We start from the raw sequence: 21,240 nt of genomic DNA, 5'->3' as shown, positions 1-21,240 counted from the left end.
CAAAAAATTTATAGGTTGCAAAGATAAAACAATGCCCGTATACATTCAATAAGCTATGAAGTCTTTATTTTAATTTTTAATTCTGCTATTTTAATTGTTTATTAGAAGTTAAATTAAAAAAAACACTATGAGATTTAGTATTGCAGTACTATCCGTTTTGATGTTATTAGGTGGATGTAAGGAGAATAAACAAAACGTAAACTTGTCTGAGGGTATTTGGCTTGTAGAATTAGGTGTTAAGGATAACCAAGTATTACCCTTCAATTTAAAAGTCAATAAAATGGATGATGGTAATTATGCAATGCAAATTTTTAATGCGGAAGAGGTTATAGATGTAGATGAAATAGAAATAAAAGGTGACTCTATAATTATACAGGCACCAGTTTTTGAAGGTTACTTGGCAGGTACTTTTACTAAAGATTCTATTCAAGGTCAGTTCATTATAGGAAGTTTAGATAGAGTTGTTCCTTTTAAAGCCATTTATGGTATTGAAGATAGGTTTGAATTAAAAAATAACAAGACGGATAGGAATGTATCTGGTATTTGGGAAACCTATTTTAGTCCTGACTTAGAAGCTGAATATGTGGGTAAAGGTATTTTTTTACAAGAAGATAATAAGGTTACGGGTACTTTTAGAACTGCAACTGGTGATTATAGATTTTTAGATGGTGTTTTAGACGGGGATTCTCTAAAATTATCTGCTTTTGATGGAGCCCATGCTTTTCTGTTTAATGCAAAAATTACAGATTCTACAATGAACGGTGTTTTTTACTCAGGCAATCATTTTAAGGAGCCTTTTGTAGCTACTAGAAATGATGGGTTTGAATTGCCAGACCCGGATTCATTAACTTTTTTAAAGGAAGGATATGATAAATTGGCATTTACTTTCCCTGATGTAGAAGGAAACATGATTTCTTTAAGCGATAAGAAATATCAAGATAAAGTGGTCTTAGTTCAATTAATGGGAACATGGTGTCCAAATTGTTTGGATGAAACTAAATTCTTGGTTGATTATTTAAAAGATAATAACGACATTGAAGTAATAGGTTTAGCCTTTGAATCTGCCAAAACAGAAGAAATTGCCAAAAAGGGGATTAAAAGATTGAAAGATAGGGTAGAGGTGACATATCCTATTCTATTGGCACAATACGGGACTTATGATAAGCAAAAAGCTCAAGAAAAGTTACCAATGCTAAATCATGTACTTTCTTACCCTACTACAATTTTTATTGATAAAATTGGGAATGTAAGGAAAATTCATACCGGATTCAACGGTCCTGCAACCGGAGAAAAATATGAGGAATTTAAATCAGACTTTAACTCATTGATTGCTGAATTAAGTAATGAATAGTTTAAATAATCGTAGATTTTCCTAAGCCGATATTTTCGTCGTTAATATTGAAGCTTCCATCTAGTTCCATGATGTTATCGGCTATAAAATCACCTACATAATTAGTACCGTATTTAGAGCTTCCTAAAATATCTGGGGTAACAATTTTTTTAGAAAATGATTTTAAAACTGCAGCAACTACCGCATCAGATTCTTCGTTCATCTTAAAATGTTGCAATAACATGGCCATGCTCAAGATGGAAGCTACGGGGTTTGCAATATTTTTACCAGCTGCATCTGGATAAGAACCATGTATGGGCTCGAACATAGCATGCTCAAGTCCTACTGATGCCGAAGGTAAAAGTCCTATAGAGCCTGCTATAACACTTCCTTGGTCAGAAAGAATATCACCGAACATATTATCCGTTAAAATAACATCGAACTGAGAAGGGTTTAAAATCATCTGTATAGCGGCATTGTCTATAAATAGGCAATTTAACGTTACATCTGGGTAACTTTCAGATATTGAACGTACCACACGTCGCCATAAACGAGACGTTTCAAGTACATTGGCTTTATCTACCAATGTCACCTTCTTTTTTCTTGAACGGGCAGATTTAAAAGCTAAATGTGCAATTCTACTAATTTCAGATTCGGTATATGTACACGTATCCGTTGCAGAATTTTTATCTTCATCAACAGATTTTTCACCGTAGTAAATTCCACCGGCAAGCTCTCTGAAAATAACTAAATCTGTATTCTGTACTTGGGTTTTTGAAAGAGGTGATTGTTTTACTAAAGAAGGAAAAACCTTTACAGGTCTAATATTAGCGAACAATCCTAATTTTTTACGCAATTTTAGTAGACCTTGCTCCGGCCATACTTTTGCTTTTGGGTCGTCATCAAATTCCGGTAAACCTAATGCGCCAAATAAAGTGGCATCTGTACTTTTGCATAATTTTAGAGTTTCCTTTGGTAATGGACTACCTGTTTGTTTTATAGCAGTTGCCCCAATAAGTCCTTTTTTAAAGGTGAAGCTATGTCCAAAAGTTTCTTCAACAGAACGTAGGCACTTAATTGATTGTGCAACGACCTCAGGTCCAATTCCATCTCCTTCTAAAACCGCAATGTCTAAATGCATAATTAGCTAATACTTTGTAAATCTATATTTGAAGTCTCTATAATTTGATGAATATCATCATCTTTTACTTCTTTTCTAGTGTCAGCATATCTCAAGAATTCTTGATACACGTCATCTAATTGTGTTTTTGTTAATTCGTAACCCACTATTTTAGCTCTGTAGGCTAGGGCAGCTCTACCACTTCTAGCGGTTAAAACAATAGAAGACTCCGTTACACCTACATCCGCAGGGTCAATAATCTCATAAGTTTCTCTATTTTTGATAACGCCATCTTGGTGAATACCAGAGCTATGTGCAAATGCATTGGCACCTACAATAGCTTTATTTGGTTGCACCATCATACCCATTTTACTAGAAACCATTAAACTGGTATCATAAAGTAATTTACTATTTATGGTAGTATCAAAATTTAAATTAGGATGTTGACGCATAATCATAACAACCTCTTCTAAAGAAGTGTTACCTGCACGCTCACCAATACCATTTATGGTACATTCAATTTGTCTTGCCCCGTTAATGACACCAGCAATGGAATTTGCCGTTGCCAATCCTAAATCATTATGACAGTGACATGATAGTATGGCCTTGTCTATTCCTTTTACGTTTTCACGTAGGTATTTAATTTTAGCTCCATATTCATCTGGTAAACAATACCCTGTAGTATCAGGAATATTAAGAACAGTAGCACCTGCTTTAATTACCGCTTCGCATACGCGAGCCAAAAACTCATTATCTGTACGGCCGGCATCTTCCGCATAAAATTCAACATCTTCAACAAAGGTCTTTGCATAGCTAACAGCGGAAACTGCACGCTCTATAATGGCATCTCTATTAGAATTGAATTTAAATTTAATATGAGAGTCAGATGTGCCAATACCTGTATGAATTCTTGGTGTTTTAGCATATTTAAGAGCTTCTGCAGCAACTTCAATGTCATTTTTGACAGCACGTGTCAATCCACAAACAGTAGCATTTTTAACGAGTTTAGCTATAGCTTCTACAGATTGAAAATCTCCTGGGCTAGATACAGGAAAACCAGCTTCAATTACATTAACCCCCAATACATCTAGGCGTTCAGCGATGACCAATTTTTGTTCCCGGTCTAATTTACAGCCCGGAACTTGCTCTCCATCTCTTAAAGTAGTGTCAAATATTTGAACGATATCTTTACTCATATTATTTACGTAGTTTTACTCGTCAAACGAATATATAACCTAAAACATAAGGCTAAGAAAATTTGTAAACATGTTTACAACGTTAAGTCAGTTTTTTAGGTGTATAAAACATTGAATTTCAATTATTTAAACTCATTTTTTTACGATGACAAATGCGCATAAAGATGCTTTGTTCGTTTTAGTTAAATCACTTTCCAAATCTGAGAAGCGTCAATTTAAGCTTTATGTAGGCAGATTAGGGGTGAATACCGACGCCAAATTTTTGGCGCTGTTCAATTTATTGGATAAAATTAAACAATATGATGAGAAAACAATACTGGAGAGTGGTATTGTTAAGAAAGCGCAACTTTCTAATTTAAAAGCACACTTATATAAGCAAATATTGGTTAGTTTAAGGCTAAATCCTGTTAATCAGAATATAAGGGTACAAATAAGGGAACAGTTAGATTTTGCCACTATTTTATATCAAAAAGGTCTTTACAAACAGAGTTTAAAAATTTTGGATAAAGTAAAGGGTATCGCTATTGAGAATGAAGAGAAAAATATAGCCTATGAAATTGTTGAGCTAGAAAAGATAATTGAAACTCAGTATATTACAAGAAGTATACCTGACCGGGCGGATGAACTTGCTATTCAAGCCAAAGAATTATCCGGTCATAATGTAATGACCAGTAAGCTGTCAAATTTATCTTTACAGCTATATGGTATGATGTTGAAAGTAGGTTACGTGCGCAGCGATGAAGATTATCAAAAGGTAAAAACATATTTTAATGACCACTTACCCTTATATAATATTGAGGACTTAGGCTTTCGAGAAAAGTTATGGTTATACAAAGCTCATTTATGGTATAGTTTTTTAACCCAAGATTTCCTGTCGTGTTTTAAATATGCCAGTAAATGGGTAGATCTTTTCTATGATCATAAGGACATGATTTATTTAAATCCGGTGTTCTTCTTAAAAGGGAATCATTATTTGTTAGAATCTCTTTTTTATGTTCAGTATAGTTCTCAGTTTAAGGAAGTTTTGGAACGTTTGGAAATTACAATAAAAGAGAAAGAATTTCCAAATAACGACAATATTAATTCACTGGTATTTATGTATTTAAATGCCAATAAATTAAATCTGCATTTTCTTGAAGGAACTTTTGAAAAAGGATTATATCTGGTAAAGATTATTGAATACGGTATCAATAAGCATAGAGATAGAATAGATGTACACCATGTAATGGTTCTTTATTATAAAATAGCATGTCTGTATTTTGGTATTGGAGATAATAAAACCTGTATTCAATATTTAAAAAAGATTATTGAAAATAAGAACTTAAAAATGCGAGAAGACCTAATGTGTTTTGCGCGTGTATTAAGTTTAGTTGCTCATTATGAGGCGGGTATGGACTATCATTTAGAAGTTCAATTAAAAAGCACGTATAAGTTTTTATTGAAGATGGATGATATGCATGCGGTACAAAAAGAGATGATTAAGTTTCTTAGAAGTTTAGGCGGTATTTACCCTAACCAGTTAAAAGCTGAATTTCAAAAATTATATAACGAACTTAAAAAGTACGAGGATCATCCGTATGAAAAAAGGGCTTTCTTATACTTGGATATTTTATCATGGTTAGAGAGTCATTTGCAGAATAAACCTGTCTCTCAAATTATGCGAGAAAAAGCGTTGAAAAAATCACGTTAGGTGAAATTTATGTAGATGAAAAGTAATCACCTTCAGCATTTATTGGAAATTAACCTCGCCATGCTTTTTGTAGCTACGTCTGGTGCCTTAGGACGCTATGTTCAGTTGTCGGTGCCTGTTGCAATTGGTGCCAGGGCAATACTAGCTTTTTTGGCATTGTTCCTATATTGTAAATGGAAAGGATTCAGTTTAAAAATCGATAAAAGAGATGCTCCGGTAATTTTTCTAAGTGGGATATTAATGGGAGTACACTGGGTAACTTATTTCTACGCATTAAAGTTATCTAATGTGGCAATAGGTATGCTTTCTATATTTACATACCCAGTGATAACGGCGTTTTTAGAACCTATTCTTTTAAAAACCAAGTTTCAATTAGTGCATTTGCTACTTGCTTTTTTAGTGCTTACCGGAATGTATTTTCTTAGTCCCACCTTAGATTTTGAAAATTCATATTCAATAGCTATCGGTTTTGGTGTATTTTCTGCTCTTGCATACGCTTTGCGCAATATTATTTTGAAGCAAAAAGTTTCAAAATATAATGGTTCAATGTTGATGACGTATCAGACTGCAATTGTTGGCGTTGTTTTATTTCCTTTCTTATTTTCAGTACCAACAAGTACGCTTTTAAATCAATGGGAAGTATTGGTTGCATTAGCGGTTTTAACAACGGCAATTGGTCATACCATGTTCTTGATGACGTTTAAACATTTCAATATAACAACAGTAAGTATATTAAGTAGTGTACAGCCTGTTTATGGTATTTTAATAGGAGCTATTTTTTTGTCTGAAATACCAAAAGGAACGACAATTTTAGGAGGTATACTTATTTTAAGTTCGGTGGTAATAGAAAGTATACGTTCTAAAAAACCGACTTGAAGTTATTTTTAGTTCTGTGAATTGATACCTGGTGTACTAGCTCCAAATTGATTGATGATATTATCTCCGAATTTGGTAAACTGTTCATTTTTAGCCATCTCTCTAACTTTTATAGGGTCAAAATCACCATTAAAATATAAAAACGAACCGTTTAGGTTGTCGTTGTTGTAAATCAATATCTCTTTTACGGAATTCTTTTTTTCACGTACAGAAACTACATTACGTTTTAAATTATCATTTTTTCTAAATACCTCAATAAAAGAGTTTCCCGTAATTCCGTTCATTTGCTGATTTAAAAATTGGGTTCTATCTGCCGTTGTGCTTGGAAATTGCATGTATCTTAAATCTTTGGTATTTCCTACCATAGCTTTCATTTCTGGAGAGATTTCACTAATCATAGATAACATGAATTGTGGTACACGCACCGCGGTAACTTGATTATCATTTTTATGGGCATTATAAAATGTGTCAATAGAGTTGTAACTACCGCAAGAAGTAATTACTAAGAATATAATTAAGACGAAAATTTTCTTTACCATGGTTATAGTGTTTGTGCTAAAATTAAGAAAATTAAAGACATGCATTCCAAATAGGATCATCTGGTGGAGGAGCAATAATTTCTAGAGGTTCTTTTTTTACTGGATGTATTAAACGCAGTTTTCTAGCATGTAAATGAATACTGCCGTTAGCATTGCTTCTGTCAAATCCGTATTTTAAGTCGCCCTTAATAGGGCTGCCAATGGCAGTAAGCTGTGACCTTATTTGATGGTGACGACCAGTTTCCAAATCAACTTCCAAAAGGAAATATCTATCTAATTTTTTTAAGATGCGATACGTTAAAATTGCCTTTTTACTATCTGGAACTTCTTTGATGTGGGCGTAAGATTTGTTTTGTTTCGTATTACGCTTCATATAATGAACCAATCTTTTCTCAGCTTCGTTCGGACAATTTTTTACCACTGCCCAATAGGTTTTTTTTGCATCTTTCTCGGCAAACATTTTGTTTAGTCTAGGTAAAGCTTTAGAGGTTTTGGCAAATACTACAATACCAGATGTAGGGCGATCCAAACGATGCACAACTCCTAAATATACATTGCCGGGTTTGTTATACTTTTTCTTTAGAAATGCTTTTACGGTGTCACTTAACGGTCTATCGCCAGTTTTATCACCTTGTACGATATCACCTGGGCGTTTGTTGATTATGATTAAGTGATTGTCTTCAAATAGTACTTGAAGATTATCTACGGTAGAATGTTGTTTTTTCGACAAATTTTAGTCTTATCTAATTAATTATTGCACTACCTAAATTGCCAGTTTTTTTCCTCTTATTATTAAGACTATAAACATAAGAACGCCAATGGTAACTGCAACGTCAGCCATATTGAATATTCCCGTTCTCAACACGCCTAATCTAATCTGAAAGAAATCTGTTACGGACCCATAAGCAATTCGATCTATTAAATTTCCTAATCCGCCACCTATGACCAAAGCAAAAGCAACAATCAATAAAAGATTTAAATTGGGTTTACTCATAATTCTATAGAGCATTATCAATAGTAATAACATTGGTAATGCCTGTAGCAGAAATCTCTTTAAAATAGGAGGGAAGTCTTGTCCAAAACCAAGCATAGCACCTGTATTCTCCACATTTGTAAGAATCAAATGATTTTTTATTACAGGAATAAAAACTTCTGGCTCTACTTTTCGGCGTGTTAGTTCTTTAGAAACTTGATCGCAGCCAACCGTCATTAAAACAATGATTAGAATCAAAAATTTACTAAAATATTTAGAACGCTTCAAAAGTGTTTGTTATTTAATACTGCTCTTCATCATTAGGGAAATCTTGACTTTTTACATCGCTTACATAGTTAGAAATGGCATTCCCCATTTCTTCATAAAGGTTCATATATCTACGTAGAAAACGAGGATTGAATTCATGTGTCATTCCTAATAAATCATGCACTACAAGAACTTGTCCGTCAGCGTGCTTACCACCACCTATACCAATGGTTGGTATGGTTAAGCTTTCGGAGACCTTTTTTGTTAATTGAGCGGGTATTTTTTCTAAAACTAGACCAAAGCATCCTAGTTTCTCTAGTAATTTGGCATCTTCCATTAATTTTTCAGCTTCTTCCTCTTCTTTAGCACGAACTGTGTAGGTTCCAAACTTGTAGATGGACTGTGGTGTTAGACCTAAATGTCCCATTACGGGTATACCAGCGGCAAGAATTCTTTTAACAGACTCCTTTATCTCTGCGCCGCCTTCTAATTTTACGGCGTGTGCACCACTTTCTTTCATAATTCTAATAGCAGAACGCAAAGCTTCCTTGGGGTCACTTTGGTAACTTCCAAACGGTAAATCAACCACAACTAATGCTCTGTCAATTGCTCTAATAACAGAAGAAGCATGATAAATCATTTGGTCTAAGGTAATAGGTAAAGTCGTTTCATGACCGGCCATTACATTACTTGCAGAATCGCCAACTAAAATAACATCGACTTTCGCGGCATCTACTATTTTTGCCATTGAATAGTCGTATGCAGTCAACATGGAGATTTTCTCTCCGTTCTTCTTCATTTCTACTAATGATTTTACGGTGACTCTTTTGTATTCTTTTTTAGCTACAGACATATTTCAATATTGATTAACAAGCATAAAAGTAAGGAGTTTTACTGAGATTAAGCATTAAGGATATAGAATCCATTTAAAAGAATACAATTAATAATTAATTAATTTTACAGTGAATTCTTAATCGAAGCGGAAACATGAACAATATCATTATTCTATTTGCATTTTTAACATATAGTTTGGTCAATGCCCAAATAGAAGAAGAGGTGAAGGTAAAGTATGCGGTAGAGACTTTTTTTTATGCTTTAAACGGTAAAAATGAATTAGCGATGAAGCGTGTTGTAGATGCCGATATTAAAATGCAAACGGTAAATTTAAATGTGCTAGGTAAGATGATTGTTAGTGATACGAATTTTAATGATTTAATAAACTTTATGATTACCACACCAGATTCTATACCTTTTCATGAAAAGATTTTGGATTATAAAATACAAATTGATGGTGGTATGGCGCACGTTTGGGCGCCATATGAATTTTGGTACAATGGAGAATTCAGTCATTGCGGAGTTAACTCCTTTCAGTTATTTAAAGAAGAAGATGCTTGGAAAATTATATATCTAGTTGATTCTAGAAGAAAGGAAGATTGCAAGCCGGTTTCAGACTAATTAATAGCATACTATTTCCACGGTCTTGAATTTGAGGCATCAGCTAATGGGAAATCTTTTGGAACTTCTTGAGTAACCTTTCCTGTTGCTGCCCATTCAGCACCACGTTGTAAAGTTGTAATAAAACCAACACATTCCATGGAGTAATCAAAATGGCCTAATGTAGAGTGAAATACACGTCCTTTACCATAATTGATAGCCATTAACTGCGGTACATTCTGTCCTAAGCCCTTAACGTTAGGGTCCCATGGCGGAGCATTTTTCTCCACATCCGCAAAAGCAGTTGCCAATATTGTAGCATTTTCAAACGGTCCCCTCATGCGTTCGTACATTTCGTCTGGTGTGTGCAACCATTTCTCAGGTATGCCTTTCATTATAGGGTGTTCCGGTGCTCTGGTTGTTAATTGAAATTTATACTCCGGTCCGTGAGAGCCACAAACTCCTTCAGACGGATCTTTTATAATTTTACCTGCATCGTTATAATATACATACGGTCCAGACTTCTCATCACGTCCTCCCCATGCACCTAAACCGATCATTTTATTATACTCGTCCCATTCTCCCCAAGCATTGTCGGCCGCATGAACAACCACTAAACCACCACCGTTATTCATATAGGCTTCAAAATCCTTTCTAGTTCCCTCTGGCCACAATGGTGAATCGGCACCTAGGTTAGAAATAATAACATCATAATCATTGAAATTAAATGTAAATTCTGAAGTCTGAATAGGACTCTCGGAAATATGATAGGTCTTATCTTCTAATGGGTAAGTTTCTATAAATGAATGGTAAGTTTCTGGTCTATCTTTATTGTATTTAATACCCAACCAAACAGAGTCCATTCTTTGAACATCTACCGTAAATAAATCGGTTTGTTCTAAATAATCTTTCATCATCATGGTAGTTTTTGGCCAGACGTAGTGGTTGTTCTGTCCGTCAATAATTAAAGCTTTTAATTTAGCCGGTGGTTGAACTTGTTCTACTGTTGCTTTTTTTTTCTCTCCACAAGCTGTAAGTAATAAGCTAAATAAAACAACTGCCATTAAATTTTTCATGTTGATGTATTATGGTTAATTCCAATGTTGACTTTAAATGTACATGAAGAAGTTAAGATGGCAAAAAACAGACAACAATAAGTAAAGAACAAAAAGTAGATTTCTTTTTGCTGATGATAAAAACTGATCTTAAATTAGCATGAAACAAAATTAGAGTACAATGAAAATATTAGGAATAGGATCTAGAATATTACATGCAGAATATGGTAAGGGAGTAATCACTAATGTGTCTAGCAATATGTATTGGGTTACATTCATGGATAAAGGATTGGAAACTATTGAGATTGATGCTGATTTTGAGGTTATAGAAGCTATTGATAATGAAGTGGATACCGTAAGTTTTTTTGATGTAGAAAGTTCATTGGTTGCTATTTTACAAAAATGGAGTGATGCAACCCAGCGTGTAGCTATTGCAGATAAATGGAAAGGCGGAAATATAGTTTTAGAGCCAGGTGAAAGTGGCGGTAGTAACAAAGAAATACCTATTAATACATTTTTTCATAAAATAGTAATGGTACGTGATCGTATACGTGTTATGGAGCAAAAAATAAATGCAAGTAAGAATTTAGATGATCAGGAAAAAATAGACTTACAGCAGTACATTACCCGTATTTATGGTAGTTTAACCACATTTAATGTTCTCTTTAAAGCAAAAAGCGACCATTTTATTGGAGAGAGATCAGGTAAGTAGCTCTTTTGTATTGAAGATTGCATATTTCAATTTTGCACACGGAGCGATTTTGCAATTTCATATTGCTTCTTTATAATATGTTCATTAAATCCATGGGCTGCATTAGAAACGATTACATATTCTTTTCTTGGAGCCCTAATTTTCTCAAAATATGGTTTGTTCAACTCTTTAGAGCATAAAATATCATGTTCCCCTTGAATCATGAATATTGGTAGTTTAAAGGTTAGTGCGGTTTTGTCAAAATCAATATTGCTAACCATGGAGGGTACGCCAATAGTTTTGTCACCAACAAGGTTTAAAAAGGAGTAATCATCACCGTTATATCTATCTCTACTATCTTCATTGTTTTCGTATTCTGCAGCAATTTTCCACCAGTTAGATGGGGCAGGATCTGCAAATTCTTTTTCAAACTGTTTTACTACACGTAAAAGTTGACCGTAGTTTTTAGCTTTTTGGTAAGGCGGCGGACCTAAATCATTAAGTTTTAAAAGGGTAGGGGTATCTTCTTTAATATTTGCTATTTTGTATACATGTGAATAGGCGTCATCAATGTTTCTAGTAAAATCCACAAATTGAGCATGACCAATATAGGCATGAAATAATTCTGGATGCTTCTGCGCCATTTTCGTAGCAAGAATTGAACCCCATGAAGTACCCATCAATATCGCTTTTCTTTGACCTAAACGTTTAAGTATATATTGAGTAACAGCAATACCGTCATTGGTCATATCTGAAATCGATAGCAGATTGTTAGTGTAGAATTCATCATTGATTTCTTTAGGGCAATTTCTGCCAAATGTTCTGCCTGCACCTCTCTGGTCCCAGTGAACAATGGTAAATTCTTTCTGCCATTCAGCATAGATATCATCTTTAAAATGACTCATACTACTACCCGGACCACCATGTATTAACAAAACTACAGGGTTGCTGATGTCGCTTCCGTTAATGGTAATCCATTGATCAATACCACCAATACTAATAAACTTAGCTTCAGCAATTTTTTTTTGAGCAAAAGATGTACTAGTGGTAAGTAATATGAAAAAGAAAATGATATTCCTTAATTGCATTTTGTTGATGATTTGATGATGAATATGGATGCTACGAAGATATCTTTCCTAATTCTAATTATTGGTGTAAGGTGCCTATCTTAACTTTTATTTTGCTTTGTGATATATTGCATAAATTTTTATACCTCTAATTGAAAACGTAAAACGGTTTTTAACTTCTCTTCAGCAACCTTTCTAAAATCAGATAAATAGATTTCTTTATGAACTTTAGACTTTCTTTTTAGGTTTTTTGACATGGCAAAAGCTTCCATTTTTTCAAAGGTTTCAATTTCATTGTCATAACTACCAATATGTAGCATTTGAATACATGGACCTTCGGTAATTTCTGTAAACTGTATACGATCTAAAAGTCTTTGTGGTTTCTTTTTTTTAGTATGTTCTAGCATTTCATTAAAAAAATCAATAGATATAAATGCCGGTTGCCTAATCATTAAATGATAAACCAGTTCATTTTTATTTAGTACGCATTTATAATTCTTTTTTGCACTTTCAGAAATATCCCATGTACCTTCTAATGGGTAAACCGTCCAGTCAATATAGTTTTCAGGTACAATTGTCATTTTTTTTAAAGTCATTTTAATAGCATATGCAACGCTGTATAAAGTTTGAATATGTTCTGTAAAAAGAGAACTACTTGGATTTCCTTCACCATGTATGCTCAAATACTGAAATTTTGGAACATTAATGAGTTCAGGTTTATTTTTTGGCATATAAATACCTTTCTCCGTTTTTCTCCACTCATGTTTTAATGTAGACTTCATATAAACAAAGTAAATAAATAAGGAAGAAGGTTGCACTTATAACATAGGTATTATGCAAATTGTAGTATTTCATAACAGTTTTGTTGCATAGATATCATTCATTTATCTCTTGTTTTGATATATTTTTTAACAACTATGGTTTTTAATTGTGCAATGGCTATTTTAGGATAAAATTTATATTATGGGTAAGGTCATTACATTCGGTGAAGTATTAATGCGAATTTCACCAAGGGGTAATAAGAAGTTTGTTCAATCTAATATTGTTGAATTTTATTTTGGAGGAACAGAATTGAATGTAGGAATTTCCATTTCTAATTTTGGAGGGAATGTAAAACATATTAGTGCCGTATCCGATGATTTTATTGGAGATACTGCTTTGACCTATATTCAAAAGTTTGGAGTGGATACATCAGCGGTAGTTAAATCTAAAAGACCCTTGGGAGTCTACTTTTTAGAAGTGGGAGCCGTAATTAGACCTAGCATGATTTCTTATAACCGATCCCATTCCGCATTTTCTGAAATAGAACCATCTAAAGTTAACTGGGAAACTGCATTGGAAGGTGGCGAATGGTTACATTGGACAGGGATAACACCAGCCTTATCTCAAGGAGCTTTTGACGTATTAAAAGAGGGTTTAAAATTAGCTAGGGAAAAAGGTTTAGCTGTTTCTGCTGATCCAACCTACCGTAGTGGTTTATGGAAATATGGTCAAGACCCTAAAGAAGCACTTATAGAACTACTAAATTATTCTACCATATTTATTGGCGGTGTAAATGAAATCAACGAGGTTTTAGGAACGGACTTTAGTTATGAAAATGATGATTTTATTGAGGCTAGCAAGCAGTTGATTAAAGAATTTCCAAGTATTGAAAAAGTATTCGATAAAATAAGGACTTCTTTGAACTCCTCTTGGCATAAAATAAGAGCACGCATGTGGAATGGTCATGAGTTTAGGGAAACCGAAGATATTGATATCACCCATGTAGTTGATCGTATAGGTACGGGAGATGCTTTTGCGGCAGGACTAATTTATGGGTTACAAGAATATGAAGATTATAAAGCTATGGAGTTTGCCAGCGCAGCATGTGCTTTAAAACATACCTACGAAGGAGACGTCAATTTTGCTACCGTTAATGAGGTCAATAATATAATTGCAGGAAATATTACCGGTAGATTAAAGCGTTGAGATATCATTACATTTATTTCCACTTGCGTAATCTAAGTATCGCTTTTAGCTTATAAATACTTTTAGAAAATGCAAATGAAAAAGAAAAGGTGGTTAATAGCGCAATAAATGCCAGGGCACCAAGAGCACCGCCAAAACCTTGAAATAAATTGTTCTTATTGATATAAATAATGCTAAACAGACATCCTGCAATTGCCAAATGAATGTAACTTCTTCTAGTGGTTGTTGAAATCATACCTATGAAAGAAGTTCCTATAAATACTACAGGTATGTTTTTGGTTAGGTATGTATTTAACAAATCAGGGAAATAGTAAAAAAATAAGCCTACTAAAAGTGATAAAAGGGCAGATGCCCTTACTGCACCTTGATTATGGTGATGACTCACATAAAAAGTTGTTGTTGCACCTAAAATTCCGGTAACTATTATGATAAAATTGTTCATTAAGCAATTAGATTAAGTAGATAGACAATAAAAACACCAAGAAAAGCCATAGTACCTAACTTACCGCCAATACCAATAAATAGATTTTTTGATAATAGAAAAAATAATCCGGCGATGATTCCTGCGGCAATTACAAATCCCAGTGTAGGGGTAATGGTATTACTGGACATACCAACGAACACACCGCAATATATTGCTGTTGGTAGTTCTTTGTAATAGTCAGATTGCTTATTTAATTTTGGGGTAAATGAGCCCAATGTACCAATTATGCCTGCAGATAAAACACTACCCAATTCATAATTTACATTGAGTAAATGGCAAGCAATAGCACCTATTGGTACCCAAATGACAACAGATAGTTTTTCATAATCATGTTTACTATGATGTAGGTCCAGATAGCCATGACCAAGCAAGACTATGACAGAAATTAAAAGTATAGCTACTATGGAAAAAAAATTATTACTGTCGTAATTATTTTTAGCAATTAAAAGTAGAAAGACAATTTGCACAATTAAAACAGTCGCTATCGTAAACCTACGGATCGCTTTGTTTTTTTTCATTACGTAAGTTAAATTTTACGGGTTTTTAAAAACATGATTACATCTTAGGCAAAGTTCAAGAATATGATTTGATTCTACTCCTTACATGTGGCTTTATTTTTATTAATAACATCAGTTTTTAGGTAGTCGGATTTTAAAATAGGATTCCAGTCAAAATCTGTTGTTTCAGTAACTGTAAAATTATTCTTAGGATCAGTAATTAAGAGTTTCTCTGTAAATTCATCTTCCATAGCCTTTAATTTATCCAATTCACAAGATGGTAATTCTCCTTTTACGGCAATTGAGCCAAGTATGTCAATTTCTTTAGGTTTTAAACCAGATTTCATGGCTACTGTAACAGTTTTCTTAGTGTCTATTCTTTGTACTGTATACAGTTCTTTCATTTCATTTGAAATGTAAAACGTATTGAATTGATATCTTCCGCCTGTGTTATAAATTGCAGCATCGGTCAGGCAAGGGGAGGACTTACTTACAATTCTTGTATTGGTGCGGTCAACTGTACCATCAGGGTATAATTCATGAAGGGCTTGTTGCAGGGCAAGATGACCTACAACCAATCCATCACAAAGGTGACCATGAAATTTAACTAGGTCTTCAATATCTATCTGTTGTATATTTCCTAAACGACCTTTTGAGAAATCAGTATCATTTAAGTGAATGGTAGAATTTATACTGGTTCCTATTTTAGGTAGATACAATTTAAAAGATCGGTCGTTGGTTTTTATATTATCTAGATGTCCCATAAAGGTTTGATCATCTCTTAAATAGTGAACATGAACAAAACTTTTTGAACCCGTATAGATGCCCTGATCTTTTTCAGAGTAAAAACCCAATAATTCCCCATTATCATTTGTGAAATTGAATTTTTGAGATTTAATTTCAGGCTTATAACCTTCCACCTCACTATTTCTTGGAGTAACTATATGAAGTGTCATTTGGTCAAACACACCAGCTATTCTAAATGCAAAAGGCTCTTTTAAATTATAACCTTTTTCAACAGCAATTTCGGCTACTTTGTTTTGAATGTCTTCAGTATTGTTCAACGGACCGTTTAATGTAAATTCTTCCCACAACTCAACATTACTATAAACAAAGAATGGAGAGCGAATATCCCAACTTTGACTAACAACTGCTTTACCTTCAATAAATGCCGAAGCATGAAAAGGTTTGCCATCAAAAACAGTTATTTCTCCTTTCATTCTGTCATAAGGTCCCATACCAAACATATTTTTTTTAATGGGTAGTGTATCAAGCCATACCTTTGTTTGGTACGTATTACCCATATCCTTCATTGCACCAATAGAATGAACTTCTGAAATGGATTGACCAATTACAGTTTGTAATAGTAGAAAGAAACTAAAAATAAATAAGTAGTGATTTTTCATTGTAAAGTGATGTTATAAAATGAGATTAAATAAATATCCAGAAATGATAATACAAAGGGTTACTACGCTAAAAAATATAAAAATCAGTTTTACGGACATTACTTTTTTAAGTAAGGTAGCTTCAGGTATTGATAACCCCACTGTTGCCATCATAAAAGCAATAGCAGTGCCTAACGGAACCCCTTTTGCTACAAATACTTGAACCACCGGTACAATGCCTGCAGCGTTCGCATACATAGGTACGGCAAGTAGAACAGCTAATGGAACTGTCCACCAGTGATCACCACCCAAATAATTATTAAAGAAATTCTCTGGTACATATCCATGCATGGCAGCACCTATTGCTATACCGATAATGACATAGACAATAACTCCTTTGACAATGTCCCAAGCACTGCGCGAAATTTCCGGAAGACGTTGGTAAAAAGTGAGTTGTTGCCCTTGAAATTGAGATTGTTGTTGTTTGTTATCAAGAATTTGCTTGACCCAATCAGATAGTAGTGGTTCTAAATTACACCTTCCTAGAAGCCAGCCTCCAATGGTTCCTAGAACAATACCGGAAACGGCATAAATTAAAGTAGCTTTTATACCGAACAGCCCTAAAAACATGGCTACTGCCACTTCATTTACCAAAGGAGATGTAATCAAAAATGCAAATGTTACGCCTAATGGAATTCCGCCTTGCACAAAACCAATGAATAAAGGTACTGAAGAGCAGGAGCAGAAAGGTGTAATAGCGCCAAAAATAGAAGCAAAAAAATGTTCTAAACCGTATAGTTTCTTCTTGTGTAGATAATCTTTTAAACGTTCAATAGGGAAATAGGCATTTACAATTCCCATTATAAAAACTATGATAAACAAAAGTATTAGAATCTTAAGGGTATCATACACAAAGAAATTTAATGCATCACCTAGGTGAGAGCCTATTTCAATACTAAATACCGAGTATATAAGCCAATCAGCAAAATGTTGTAACCAATTAAACATTGGGTGTTCTTATAATTGTTCCATCAATTTGGCAAACTTGTTTTACCGTATTGTATATGGTTCCATATTTCTCAATATTCTTCTTCAGCAAATCAATATTCAGTTTGCTGTCGTCACTATAAATATTTAGATTGTAGACTATGTTATCCATTCTTGGAGGGTGGTCAAGCCTAACAGCCTTTACTATTAAATCGGTTCTCTCGTATTTGAACTTCATCATTTCAGAAAATCGTTCCACATTTTTTAGCATGCAAGCGGCAAATGACCCTAAAAATAATTCAGCAGGATTTGGTAATACCTCAGATGTTTTAGCCGTGGTTCCAAAATCTATCTCAGATTCCTTTATATGAATTACTGCATCATCACTGAAGTTGGAAAAAGCCTTTATTTGATAATTCATAATGCTGTGTTTATTCATTTAATAGAGCAAGAACTTCAGCTTTAGTAGGTACTCTACCTTTAATAGAAATTACACCATCAATCGCCAATGCGGGAGTTGTCATTACATTAAACTTCATTATTTCCATAATGTCCTCAACTTTTTCAATAGTTGCATCTAGGTTGTTTTCAGAAACTACTTCTTTTACCACGCCGGTCATAGATTGGCATTTTGGACAACCTATGCCTAAAATCTTTATTATTTTACTCATGCTATTGTTATTTTAATGTCTTTGAACGTTTATGTTTATTATTCTAGAAATTGTTTAAATAAGATTCTAGTAGTGTTCCATTTATCCTTATTAATACAATACTTAATTTTAGGAGGCTCTAATTCACCTTTAATTAGTCCCGCGTTTTTTAATTCTTTTAAATGTTGGGAAACTGTAGACTGGGCTAAGGGGAATACATCTACTAAATCACCTGTAAAACAGCTTGAGCGATCTTTTAGGTATTTTAAAATTGCAATTCGTGTAGGGTGACCTAAAGCCTTAGCCAATAGGGCTAATTCTTCCGTATCCTCTTTATATTCTATATGGTTTATACTTCTTTTCATAATTACTATCGTAAATGTACGATGGGTAATTATTCTAAAATATGACTTAGGTCATGATTGAAAATTTAAGAGGGGGCTTTCTAAACGCAATTTATATTTGAAAAGAAGGAAGATGTTGGGAAGTGCGTATAATTTTAAATCACTACTTAATTATAAAAATAGATAAAATGAATCTCTACTATATAGGTTTGAAGTTATGATTCCTCTAAATATTTATAAATAGAATTGAGAATAGATTATTAATTAAGAAAACTATCTAAGGGCATATCAGTATAAAGGATTTCAGATATTTATTGATTTAGAAATCTAAAATTCAAATGGAATTACAGCGATGAAGAAAGAAAGTTAAAATTATTAAACCGCTTCCTTTTTTTCGGACAAGTATTTCCAGTAACGCTTTGGTACATGTTGCACATGTAATTTGGTGTTAATACGAGATTTAATGGTGGTACTTTTAAAGTAGTTATTCCATAAGTCTTGATATTCATATTCTTCAACGGTAAAAGCATCGCTCTTCTCAATACTATTAGTATGAATATCAGTAAGATCAAGCGAAATAATTTCTACGGTTTGTAAATCATAAAAAATACCATACTTGCGTTTTAGGTCGTAAATAATCCATTGCTGATCCGCATATCTATTTCTAAAGTGTTTGGATACTAATGGCAACACATCAAAATCTGGTTCTATATTGGCAAAATAAACATCATCCTTGGTCAATTGAAACCGTACAAAAGCCTCCATTCTATGCTTTTCTCTTCCTACTTTATGCGCTAATTGGTTAATCTTTAAAACACCCGCATCGCTAAAATCCGTAGTGCCTAGGTACATGCCTCCCATTAACTTTTGAATATAATGATAGAGTAGGGCCTCAATATTATTCTGCTCACTTAAAAAAGCAAAGTATATGTTCTTTATTGCCGAATTACTTTTTTTTCGCACTCCGTTCCAAACGCGTTGTGCTTTATCAATATTGGTGAATATAGTTTCAGTATCAGCAAATAGTCCACTTTGAAATTGACTATTTTTTTGAATATCGGCATGAGATAATTTTTGTTCAAAGCCGACAAAAACAGCGGTCAAAAAACCATTAAAACTACCATCGTAAACTAAAGTTTTTGAAGTATTCATATAAACAGTTTTAGAAGTTGAAGAAAAAGATTCGAGATACAATTTTCAGCCTTTTCTTAATTTTAGTTTTTAATAATACCATTTGGTATCCCAGGGCTAACATTTGACTTTGACTACGGTCAACCACAGTACTAAACATTGATAAATTCTGTGAATTAAGGGTGCTATTTAGGTTTTCCATAGTCGAAAAAAATGATTAAGTTATACTTTAATTAAATAATGATAATTGATTGTTATATTGATTTTTGAATTTTCCATTTTGAGATTGTAAAATCATTCCCTTTATCGTGGAAGCATCTAAATCTCTTCGTTCCCAATCATTGGAATTACAGATGATAAAATATTTAGCTCGGTTAAGCGCTATTCCCATTTTTTTAAGATGTTCCCAGTTTAAACTACGGTACTTTCTACCACTTATAATTTTATGAACAGAGCCCATTCCTATACCAGGAATTCTTGCCAACATTCGTGGTTCAGCTTTATTAATATCTACAGGAAAATAATTTAGGTTTCTAAGTGCCCACATTAGTTTGGGATCTATGTCCATATCTAAATTAGGATTGTCCGCATCTAATATTTCGTTCACGCTAAAACCATAAAAACGAAGTAGCCAATCTGTCTGATATAGTCGGTTTTCACGAAGCATTGGAACTTCGGAACCTAAAGAAGGTAATCTGCTATCTGTAGAAATGGGTACGTAACCAGAGTAATACACGCGTTTCATTTTATAATTCTTGTAAAAATGAGTTGCAGAGTACATGATGTCCTTATCACTTTCGCCTGTTGCACCTACTATCATTTGGGTACTTTGTCCTGCAGGGGCATATTTGGCAGTGCTTTTAATGATTTTTCGCTCTTCTTTATAACGAATAATTTCATCTTTTACCTTTTGCATAGGTTTAATGAAGTCTTCATGTTTTTTGTCTGGAGCCAATAGTTTAAGGCCGGAGATAGTGGGGATTTCAATGTTGACCGACAAACGATCAGCATATAAACCGGCCTCATACATAAGTTCATCACTGGCGCCTGGTATAGACTTTAAGTGAATGTATCCGTTAAAATTTTCTTCTTCACGCAATTTTTTAGCTACAGAAATAAGTCTTTCCATTGTATGGTCTGCACTTTTAAATATGCCAGAACTTAAGAACAGACCTTCTATATAATTTCTTCTATAGAAATTAATGGTTAAATCCACTACCTCTTGAATTTTAAAAGCAGCTCTTTGTATGTCGTTACTTTTACGTGTTACACAATAGGCGCAATCAAAAATGCAATGATTGGTCAGTAAGATCTTTAATAAAGAAACACAACGGCCGTCCTCTGTGTATGTGTGACAAATTCCGTTTCCAGTATCTCCTAAGCCATTATCCTTATTCTTACGGTTACTGCCGCTACTAGAACAAGACACATCGTATTTAGCAGCATCCGCGAGTATATTTAATTTTTCCTTTATTCTATTAAAATCCATAGCAATTTGTAATTAATCCAAAATTATGGAATAATTCCTAATTATGGAAATAATCCAAATAATATTT

Annotated in this window: 24 protein-coding genes; 6 read left to right on the top strand and 18 right to left on the bottom strand. The window is 33.6% G+C overall.

Going from position 1 to position 21,240, the window contains the following annotated elements; genetic code table 11:
* Positions 1-127 precede the first annotated feature (127 nt).
* Positions 128-1,351 (top strand): TlpA family protein disulfide reductase, encoded by a 1,224-nt coding sequence (locus UH1x_RS20165; RefSeq protein ID WP_482623961.1) that lies wholly within the window; start codon positions 128-130, stop codon positions 1,349-1,351.
* Between the two features lies 1 nt (position 1,352).
* On the opposite strand, the gene leuB is transcribed toward UH1x_RS20165, so the two are convergent.
* Both leuB and UH1x_RS20155 read right to left on the bottom strand, forming a co-directional pair.
* Positions 1,353-2,471, bottom strand: coding sequence for a 3-isopropylmalate dehydrogenase (gene leuB / locus UH1x_RS20160; protein ID WP_482623959.1), 1,119 nt, complete (start codon positions 2,469-2,471; stop codon positions 1,353-1,355).
* A gap of 2 nt (positions 2,472-2,473) precedes the next feature.
* The gene (locus UH1x_RS20155; protein WP_482623957.1) at positions 2,474-3,646 is read right to left on the bottom strand and encodes a 2-isopropylmalate synthase; all 1,173 of its coding nucleotides are present in this window, start codon (positions 3,644-3,646) and stop codon (positions 2,474-2,476) included.
* A 145-nt stretch (positions 3,647-3,791) separates the two neighbouring features.
* Here UH1x_RS20155 and UH1x_RS20150 point away from each other — a divergent pair, with 145 nt between their 5' ends.
* Together UH1x_RS20150 and UH1x_RS20145 are read left to right on the top strand one after the other, a co-directional pair.
* Positions 3,792-5,336, top strand: a complete 1,545-nt coding sequence (locus UH1x_RS20150) for a hypothetical protein (protein ID WP_482623955.1) — start codon at positions 3,792-3,794, stop codon at positions 5,334-5,336.
* 15 nt (positions 5,337-5,351) lie between these two features.
* Positions 5,352-6,212: a DMT family transporter gene (locus tag UH1x_RS20145; protein ID WP_482623954.1), complete on the top strand. Its 861-nt coding sequence runs from the start codon at positions 5,352-5,354 to the stop codon at positions 6,210-6,212.
* Between the two features lie 8 nt (positions 6,213-6,220).
* Here the strand turns inward: UH1x_RS20145 and UH1x_RS20140 are convergent, their stop codons facing one another.
* Genes UH1x_RS20140 through panB form a run of 4 tightly spaced genes read right to left on the bottom strand, consistent with a single transcriptional unit; the run spans position 6,221 to position 8,844 of the window.
* Complete coding sequence (locus tag UH1x_RS20140; protein ID WP_482623952.1) at positions 6,221-6,751, bottom strand: DUF4252 domain-containing protein; 531 nt, start codon at positions 6,749-6,751, stop codon at positions 6,221-6,223.
* 31 nt (positions 6,752-6,782) lie between these two features.
* Positions 6,783-7,481 (bottom strand): RluA family pseudouridine synthase, encoded by a 699-nt coding sequence (locus UH1x_RS20135; RefSeq protein ID WP_482623950.1) that lies wholly within the window; start codon positions 7,479-7,481, stop codon positions 6,783-6,785.
* Between the two features lie 33 nt (positions 7,482-7,514).
* Complete coding sequence (gene lspA, locus UH1x_RS20130) at positions 7,515-7,982, bottom strand: signal peptidase II (protein ID WP_482623948.1); 468 nt, start codon at positions 7,980-7,982, stop codon at positions 7,515-7,517.
* A 43-nt stretch (positions 7,983-8,025) separates the two neighbouring features.
* Positions 8,026-8,844: a 3-methyl-2-oxobutanoate hydroxymethyltransferase gene (gene panB / locus UH1x_RS20125; RefSeq protein WP_036154808.1), complete on the bottom strand. Its 819-nt coding sequence runs from the start codon at positions 8,842-8,844 to the stop codon at positions 8,026-8,028.
* Between the two features lie 134 nt (positions 8,845-8,978).
* On the opposite strand from panB, the gene UH1x_RS20120 reads away from it, so the two are divergent.
* Positions 8,979-9,446: a nuclear transport factor 2 family protein gene (locus tag UH1x_RS20120; RefSeq protein ID WP_482623946.1), complete on the top strand. Its 468-nt coding sequence runs from the start codon at positions 8,979-8,981 to the stop codon at positions 9,444-9,446.
* Positions 9,447-9,457: 11 nt separating this feature from the next.
* Here the strand turns inward: UH1x_RS20120 and UH1x_RS20115 are convergent, their stop codons facing one another.
* The gene (locus UH1x_RS20115; protein WP_482623944.1) at positions 9,458-10,501 is read right to left on the bottom strand and encodes a ThuA domain-containing protein; all 1,044 of its coding nucleotides are present in this window, start codon (positions 10,499-10,501) and stop codon (positions 9,458-9,460) included.
* A gap of 160 nt (positions 10,502-10,661) precedes the next feature.
* Here UH1x_RS20115 and UH1x_RS20110 point away from each other — a divergent pair, with 160 nt between their 5' ends.
* On the top strand, positions 10,662-11,192 hold the full coding sequence (locus UH1x_RS20110) for a hypothetical protein (RefSeq protein WP_482623943.1): 531 nt from the start codon (positions 10,662-10,664) through the stop codon (positions 11,190-11,192).
* A 26-nt stretch (positions 11,193-11,218) separates the two neighbouring features.
* Here the strand turns inward: UH1x_RS20110 and UH1x_RS20105 are convergent, their stop codons facing one another.
* On the bottom strand, positions 11,219-12,259 hold the full coding sequence (locus UH1x_RS20105) for an alpha/beta hydrolase (RefSeq protein WP_482623941.1): 1,041 nt from the start codon (positions 12,257-12,259) through the stop codon (positions 11,219-11,221).
* Positions 12,260-12,378: 119 nt separating this feature from the next.
* On the bottom strand, positions 12,379-13,020 hold the full coding sequence (locus UH1x_RS20100; RefSeq protein WP_482623940.1) for a GyrI-like domain-containing protein: 642 nt from the start codon (positions 13,018-13,020) through the stop codon (positions 12,379-12,381).
* A 181-nt stretch (positions 13,021-13,201) separates the two neighbouring features.
* On the opposite strand from UH1x_RS20100, the gene UH1x_RS20095 reads away from it, so the two are divergent.
* Positions 13,202-14,206, top strand: a complete 1,005-nt coding sequence (locus UH1x_RS20095; RefSeq protein WP_482623938.1) for a sugar kinase — start codon at positions 13,202-13,204, stop codon at positions 14,204-14,206.
* 13 nt (positions 14,207-14,219) lie between these two features.
* Here the strand turns inward: UH1x_RS20095 and UH1x_RS20090 are convergent, their stop codons facing one another.
* From UH1x_RS20090 to UH1x_RS20050, 9 genes are all read right to left on the bottom strand, one after another.
* Positions 14,220-14,648 (bottom strand): hypothetical protein, encoded by a 429-nt coding sequence (locus UH1x_RS20090; protein WP_482623936.1) that lies wholly within the window; start codon positions 14,646-14,648, stop codon positions 14,220-14,222.
* The gene (locus UH1x_RS20085; protein ID WP_482623934.1) at positions 14,648-15,208 is read right to left on the bottom strand and encodes a hypothetical protein; all 561 of its coding nucleotides are present in this window, start codon (positions 15,206-15,208) and stop codon (positions 14,648-14,650) included. The genes UH1x_RS20090 and UH1x_RS20085 overlap by 1 nt, the downstream gene beginning before the upstream one ends.
* A gap of 74 nt (positions 15,209-15,282) precedes the next feature.
* Positions 15,283-16,593 carry an FmdE family protein gene (locus tag UH1x_RS20080; RefSeq protein WP_482623933.1) on the bottom strand — a complete coding sequence of 437 codons (1,311 nt, stop codon included), beginning with the start codon at positions 16,591-16,593 and terminating at the stop codon, positions 15,283-15,285.
* Positions 16,594-16,605: 12 nt separating this feature from the next.
* On the bottom strand, positions 16,606-17,580 hold the full coding sequence (locus UH1x_RS20075; RefSeq protein WP_482623932.1) for a permease: 975 nt from the start codon (positions 17,578-17,580) through the stop codon (positions 16,606-16,608).
* Positions 17,573-17,980: an OsmC family protein gene (locus UH1x_RS20070; protein ID WP_482623930.1), complete on the bottom strand. Its 408-nt coding sequence runs from the start codon at positions 17,978-17,980 to the stop codon at positions 17,573-17,575. The genes UH1x_RS20075 and UH1x_RS20070 overlap by 8 nt, the downstream gene beginning before the upstream one ends.
* A gap of 10 nt (positions 17,981-17,990) precedes the next feature.
* Positions 17,991-18,230, bottom strand: coding sequence for a thioredoxin family protein (locus UH1x_RS20065; RefSeq protein ID WP_482623928.1), 240 nt, complete (start codon positions 18,228-18,230; stop codon positions 17,991-17,993).
* Between the two features lie 38 nt (positions 18,231-18,268).
* Positions 18,269-18,574: an ArsR/SmtB family transcription factor gene (locus UH1x_RS20060; protein WP_482623926.1), complete on the bottom strand. Its 306-nt coding sequence runs from the start codon at positions 18,572-18,574 to the stop codon at positions 18,269-18,271.
* A gap of 354 nt (positions 18,575-18,928) precedes the next feature.
* On the bottom strand, positions 18,929-19,705 hold the full coding sequence (locus UH1x_RS20055) for a TIGR03915 family putative DNA repair protein (RefSeq protein ID WP_482623924.1): 777 nt from the start codon (positions 19,703-19,705) through the stop codon (positions 18,929-18,931).
* 208 nt (positions 19,706-19,913) lie between these two features.
* Complete coding sequence (locus UH1x_RS20050; protein WP_482623922.1) at positions 19,914-21,173, bottom strand: putative DNA modification/repair radical SAM protein; 1,260 nt, start codon at positions 21,171-21,173, stop codon at positions 19,914-19,916.
* Positions 21,174-21,240: the final 67 nt, after the last annotated feature.

Source organism: Maribacter sp. UH1 (assembly GCF_056839145.1).
Note: the sequence above shows the minus strand (reverse complement) of the source record. Positions and strands in the feature narration are given on the sequence as shown.

Excerpts from the sequence above, each read along its gene's own strand:
- UH1x_RS20165 (WP_482623961.1), top strand. The coding sequence starts at position 128 with ATGAGATTTAGTATTGCAGTACTATCCGTTTTGATGTTATTAGGTGGA.
- leuB (WP_482623959.1), bottom strand. The coding sequence starts at position 2,471 with ATGCATTTAGACATTGCGGTTTTAGAAGGAGATGGAATTGGACCTGAG.
- UH1x_RS20155 (WP_482623957.1), bottom strand. The coding sequence starts at position 3,646 with ATGAGTAAAGATATCGTTCAAATATTTGACACTACTTTAAGAGATGGA.
- UH1x_RS20150 (WP_482623955.1), top strand. The coding sequence starts at position 3,792 with ATGACAAATGCGCATAAAGATGCTTTGTTCGTTTTAGTTAAATCACTT.
- UH1x_RS20145 (WP_482623954.1), top strand. The coding sequence starts at position 5,352 with ATGAAAAGTAATCACCTTCAGCATTTATTGGAAATTAACCTCGCCATG.
- UH1x_RS20140 (WP_482623952.1), bottom strand. The coding sequence starts at position 6,751 with ATGGTAAAGAAAATTTTCGTCTTAATTATATTCTTAGTAATTACTTCT.
- panB (WP_036154808.1), bottom strand. The coding sequence starts at position 8,844 with ATGTCTGTAGCTAAAAAAGAATACAAAAGAGTCACCGTAAAATCATTA.
- UH1x_RS20120 (WP_482623946.1), top strand. The coding sequence starts at position 8,979 with ATGAACAATATCATTATTCTATTTGCATTTTTAACATATAGTTTGGTC.
- UH1x_RS20115 (WP_482623944.1), bottom strand. The coding sequence starts at position 10,501 with ATGAAAAATTTAATGGCAGTTGTTTTATTTAGCTTATTACTTACAGCT.
- UH1x_RS20110 (WP_482623943.1), top strand. The coding sequence starts at position 10,662 with ATGAAAATATTAGGAATAGGATCTAGAATATTACATGCAGAATATGGT.
- UH1x_RS20105 (WP_482623941.1), bottom strand. The coding sequence starts at position 12,259 with ATGCAATTAAGGAATATCATTTTCTTTTTCATATTACTTACCACTAGT.
- UH1x_RS20100 (WP_482623940.1), bottom strand. The coding sequence starts at position 13,020 with ATGAAGTCTACATTAAAACATGAGTGGAGAAAAACGGAGAAAGGTATT.
- UH1x_RS20095 (WP_482623938.1), top strand. The coding sequence starts at position 13,202 with ATGGGTAAGGTCATTACATTCGGTGAAGTATTAATGCGAATTTCACCA.
- UH1x_RS20090 (WP_482623936.1), bottom strand. The coding sequence starts at position 14,648 with ATGAACAATTTTATCATAATAGTTACCGGAATTTTAGGTGCAACAACA.
- UH1x_RS20085 (WP_482623934.1), bottom strand. The coding sequence starts at position 15,208 with ATGAAAAAAAACAAAGCGATCCGTAGGTTTACGATAGCGACTGTTTTA.
- UH1x_RS20080 (WP_482623933.1), bottom strand. The coding sequence starts at position 16,593 with ATGAAAAATCACTACTTATTTATTTTTAGTTTCTTTCTACTATTACAA.
- UH1x_RS20075 (WP_482623932.1), bottom strand. The coding sequence starts at position 17,580 with ATGTTTAATTGGTTACAACATTTTGCTGATTGGCTTATATACTCGGTA.
- UH1x_RS20070 (WP_482623930.1), bottom strand. The coding sequence starts at position 17,980 with ATGAATTATCAAATAAAGGCTTTTTCCAACTTCAGTGATGATGCAGTA.
- UH1x_RS20065 (WP_482623928.1), bottom strand. The coding sequence starts at position 18,230 with ATGAGTAAAATAATAAAGATTTTAGGCATAGGTTGTCCAAAATGCCAA.
- UH1x_RS20060 (WP_482623926.1), bottom strand. The coding sequence starts at position 18,574 with ATGAAAAGAAGTATAAACCATATAGAATATAAAGAGGATACGGAAGAA.
- UH1x_RS20055 (WP_482623924.1), bottom strand. The coding sequence starts at position 19,705 with ATGAATACTTCAAAAACTTTAGTTTACGATGGTAGTTTTAATGGTTTT.
- UH1x_RS20050 (WP_482623922.1), bottom strand. The coding sequence starts at position 21,173 with ATGGATTTTAATAGAATAAAGGAAAAATTAAATATACTCGCGGATGCT.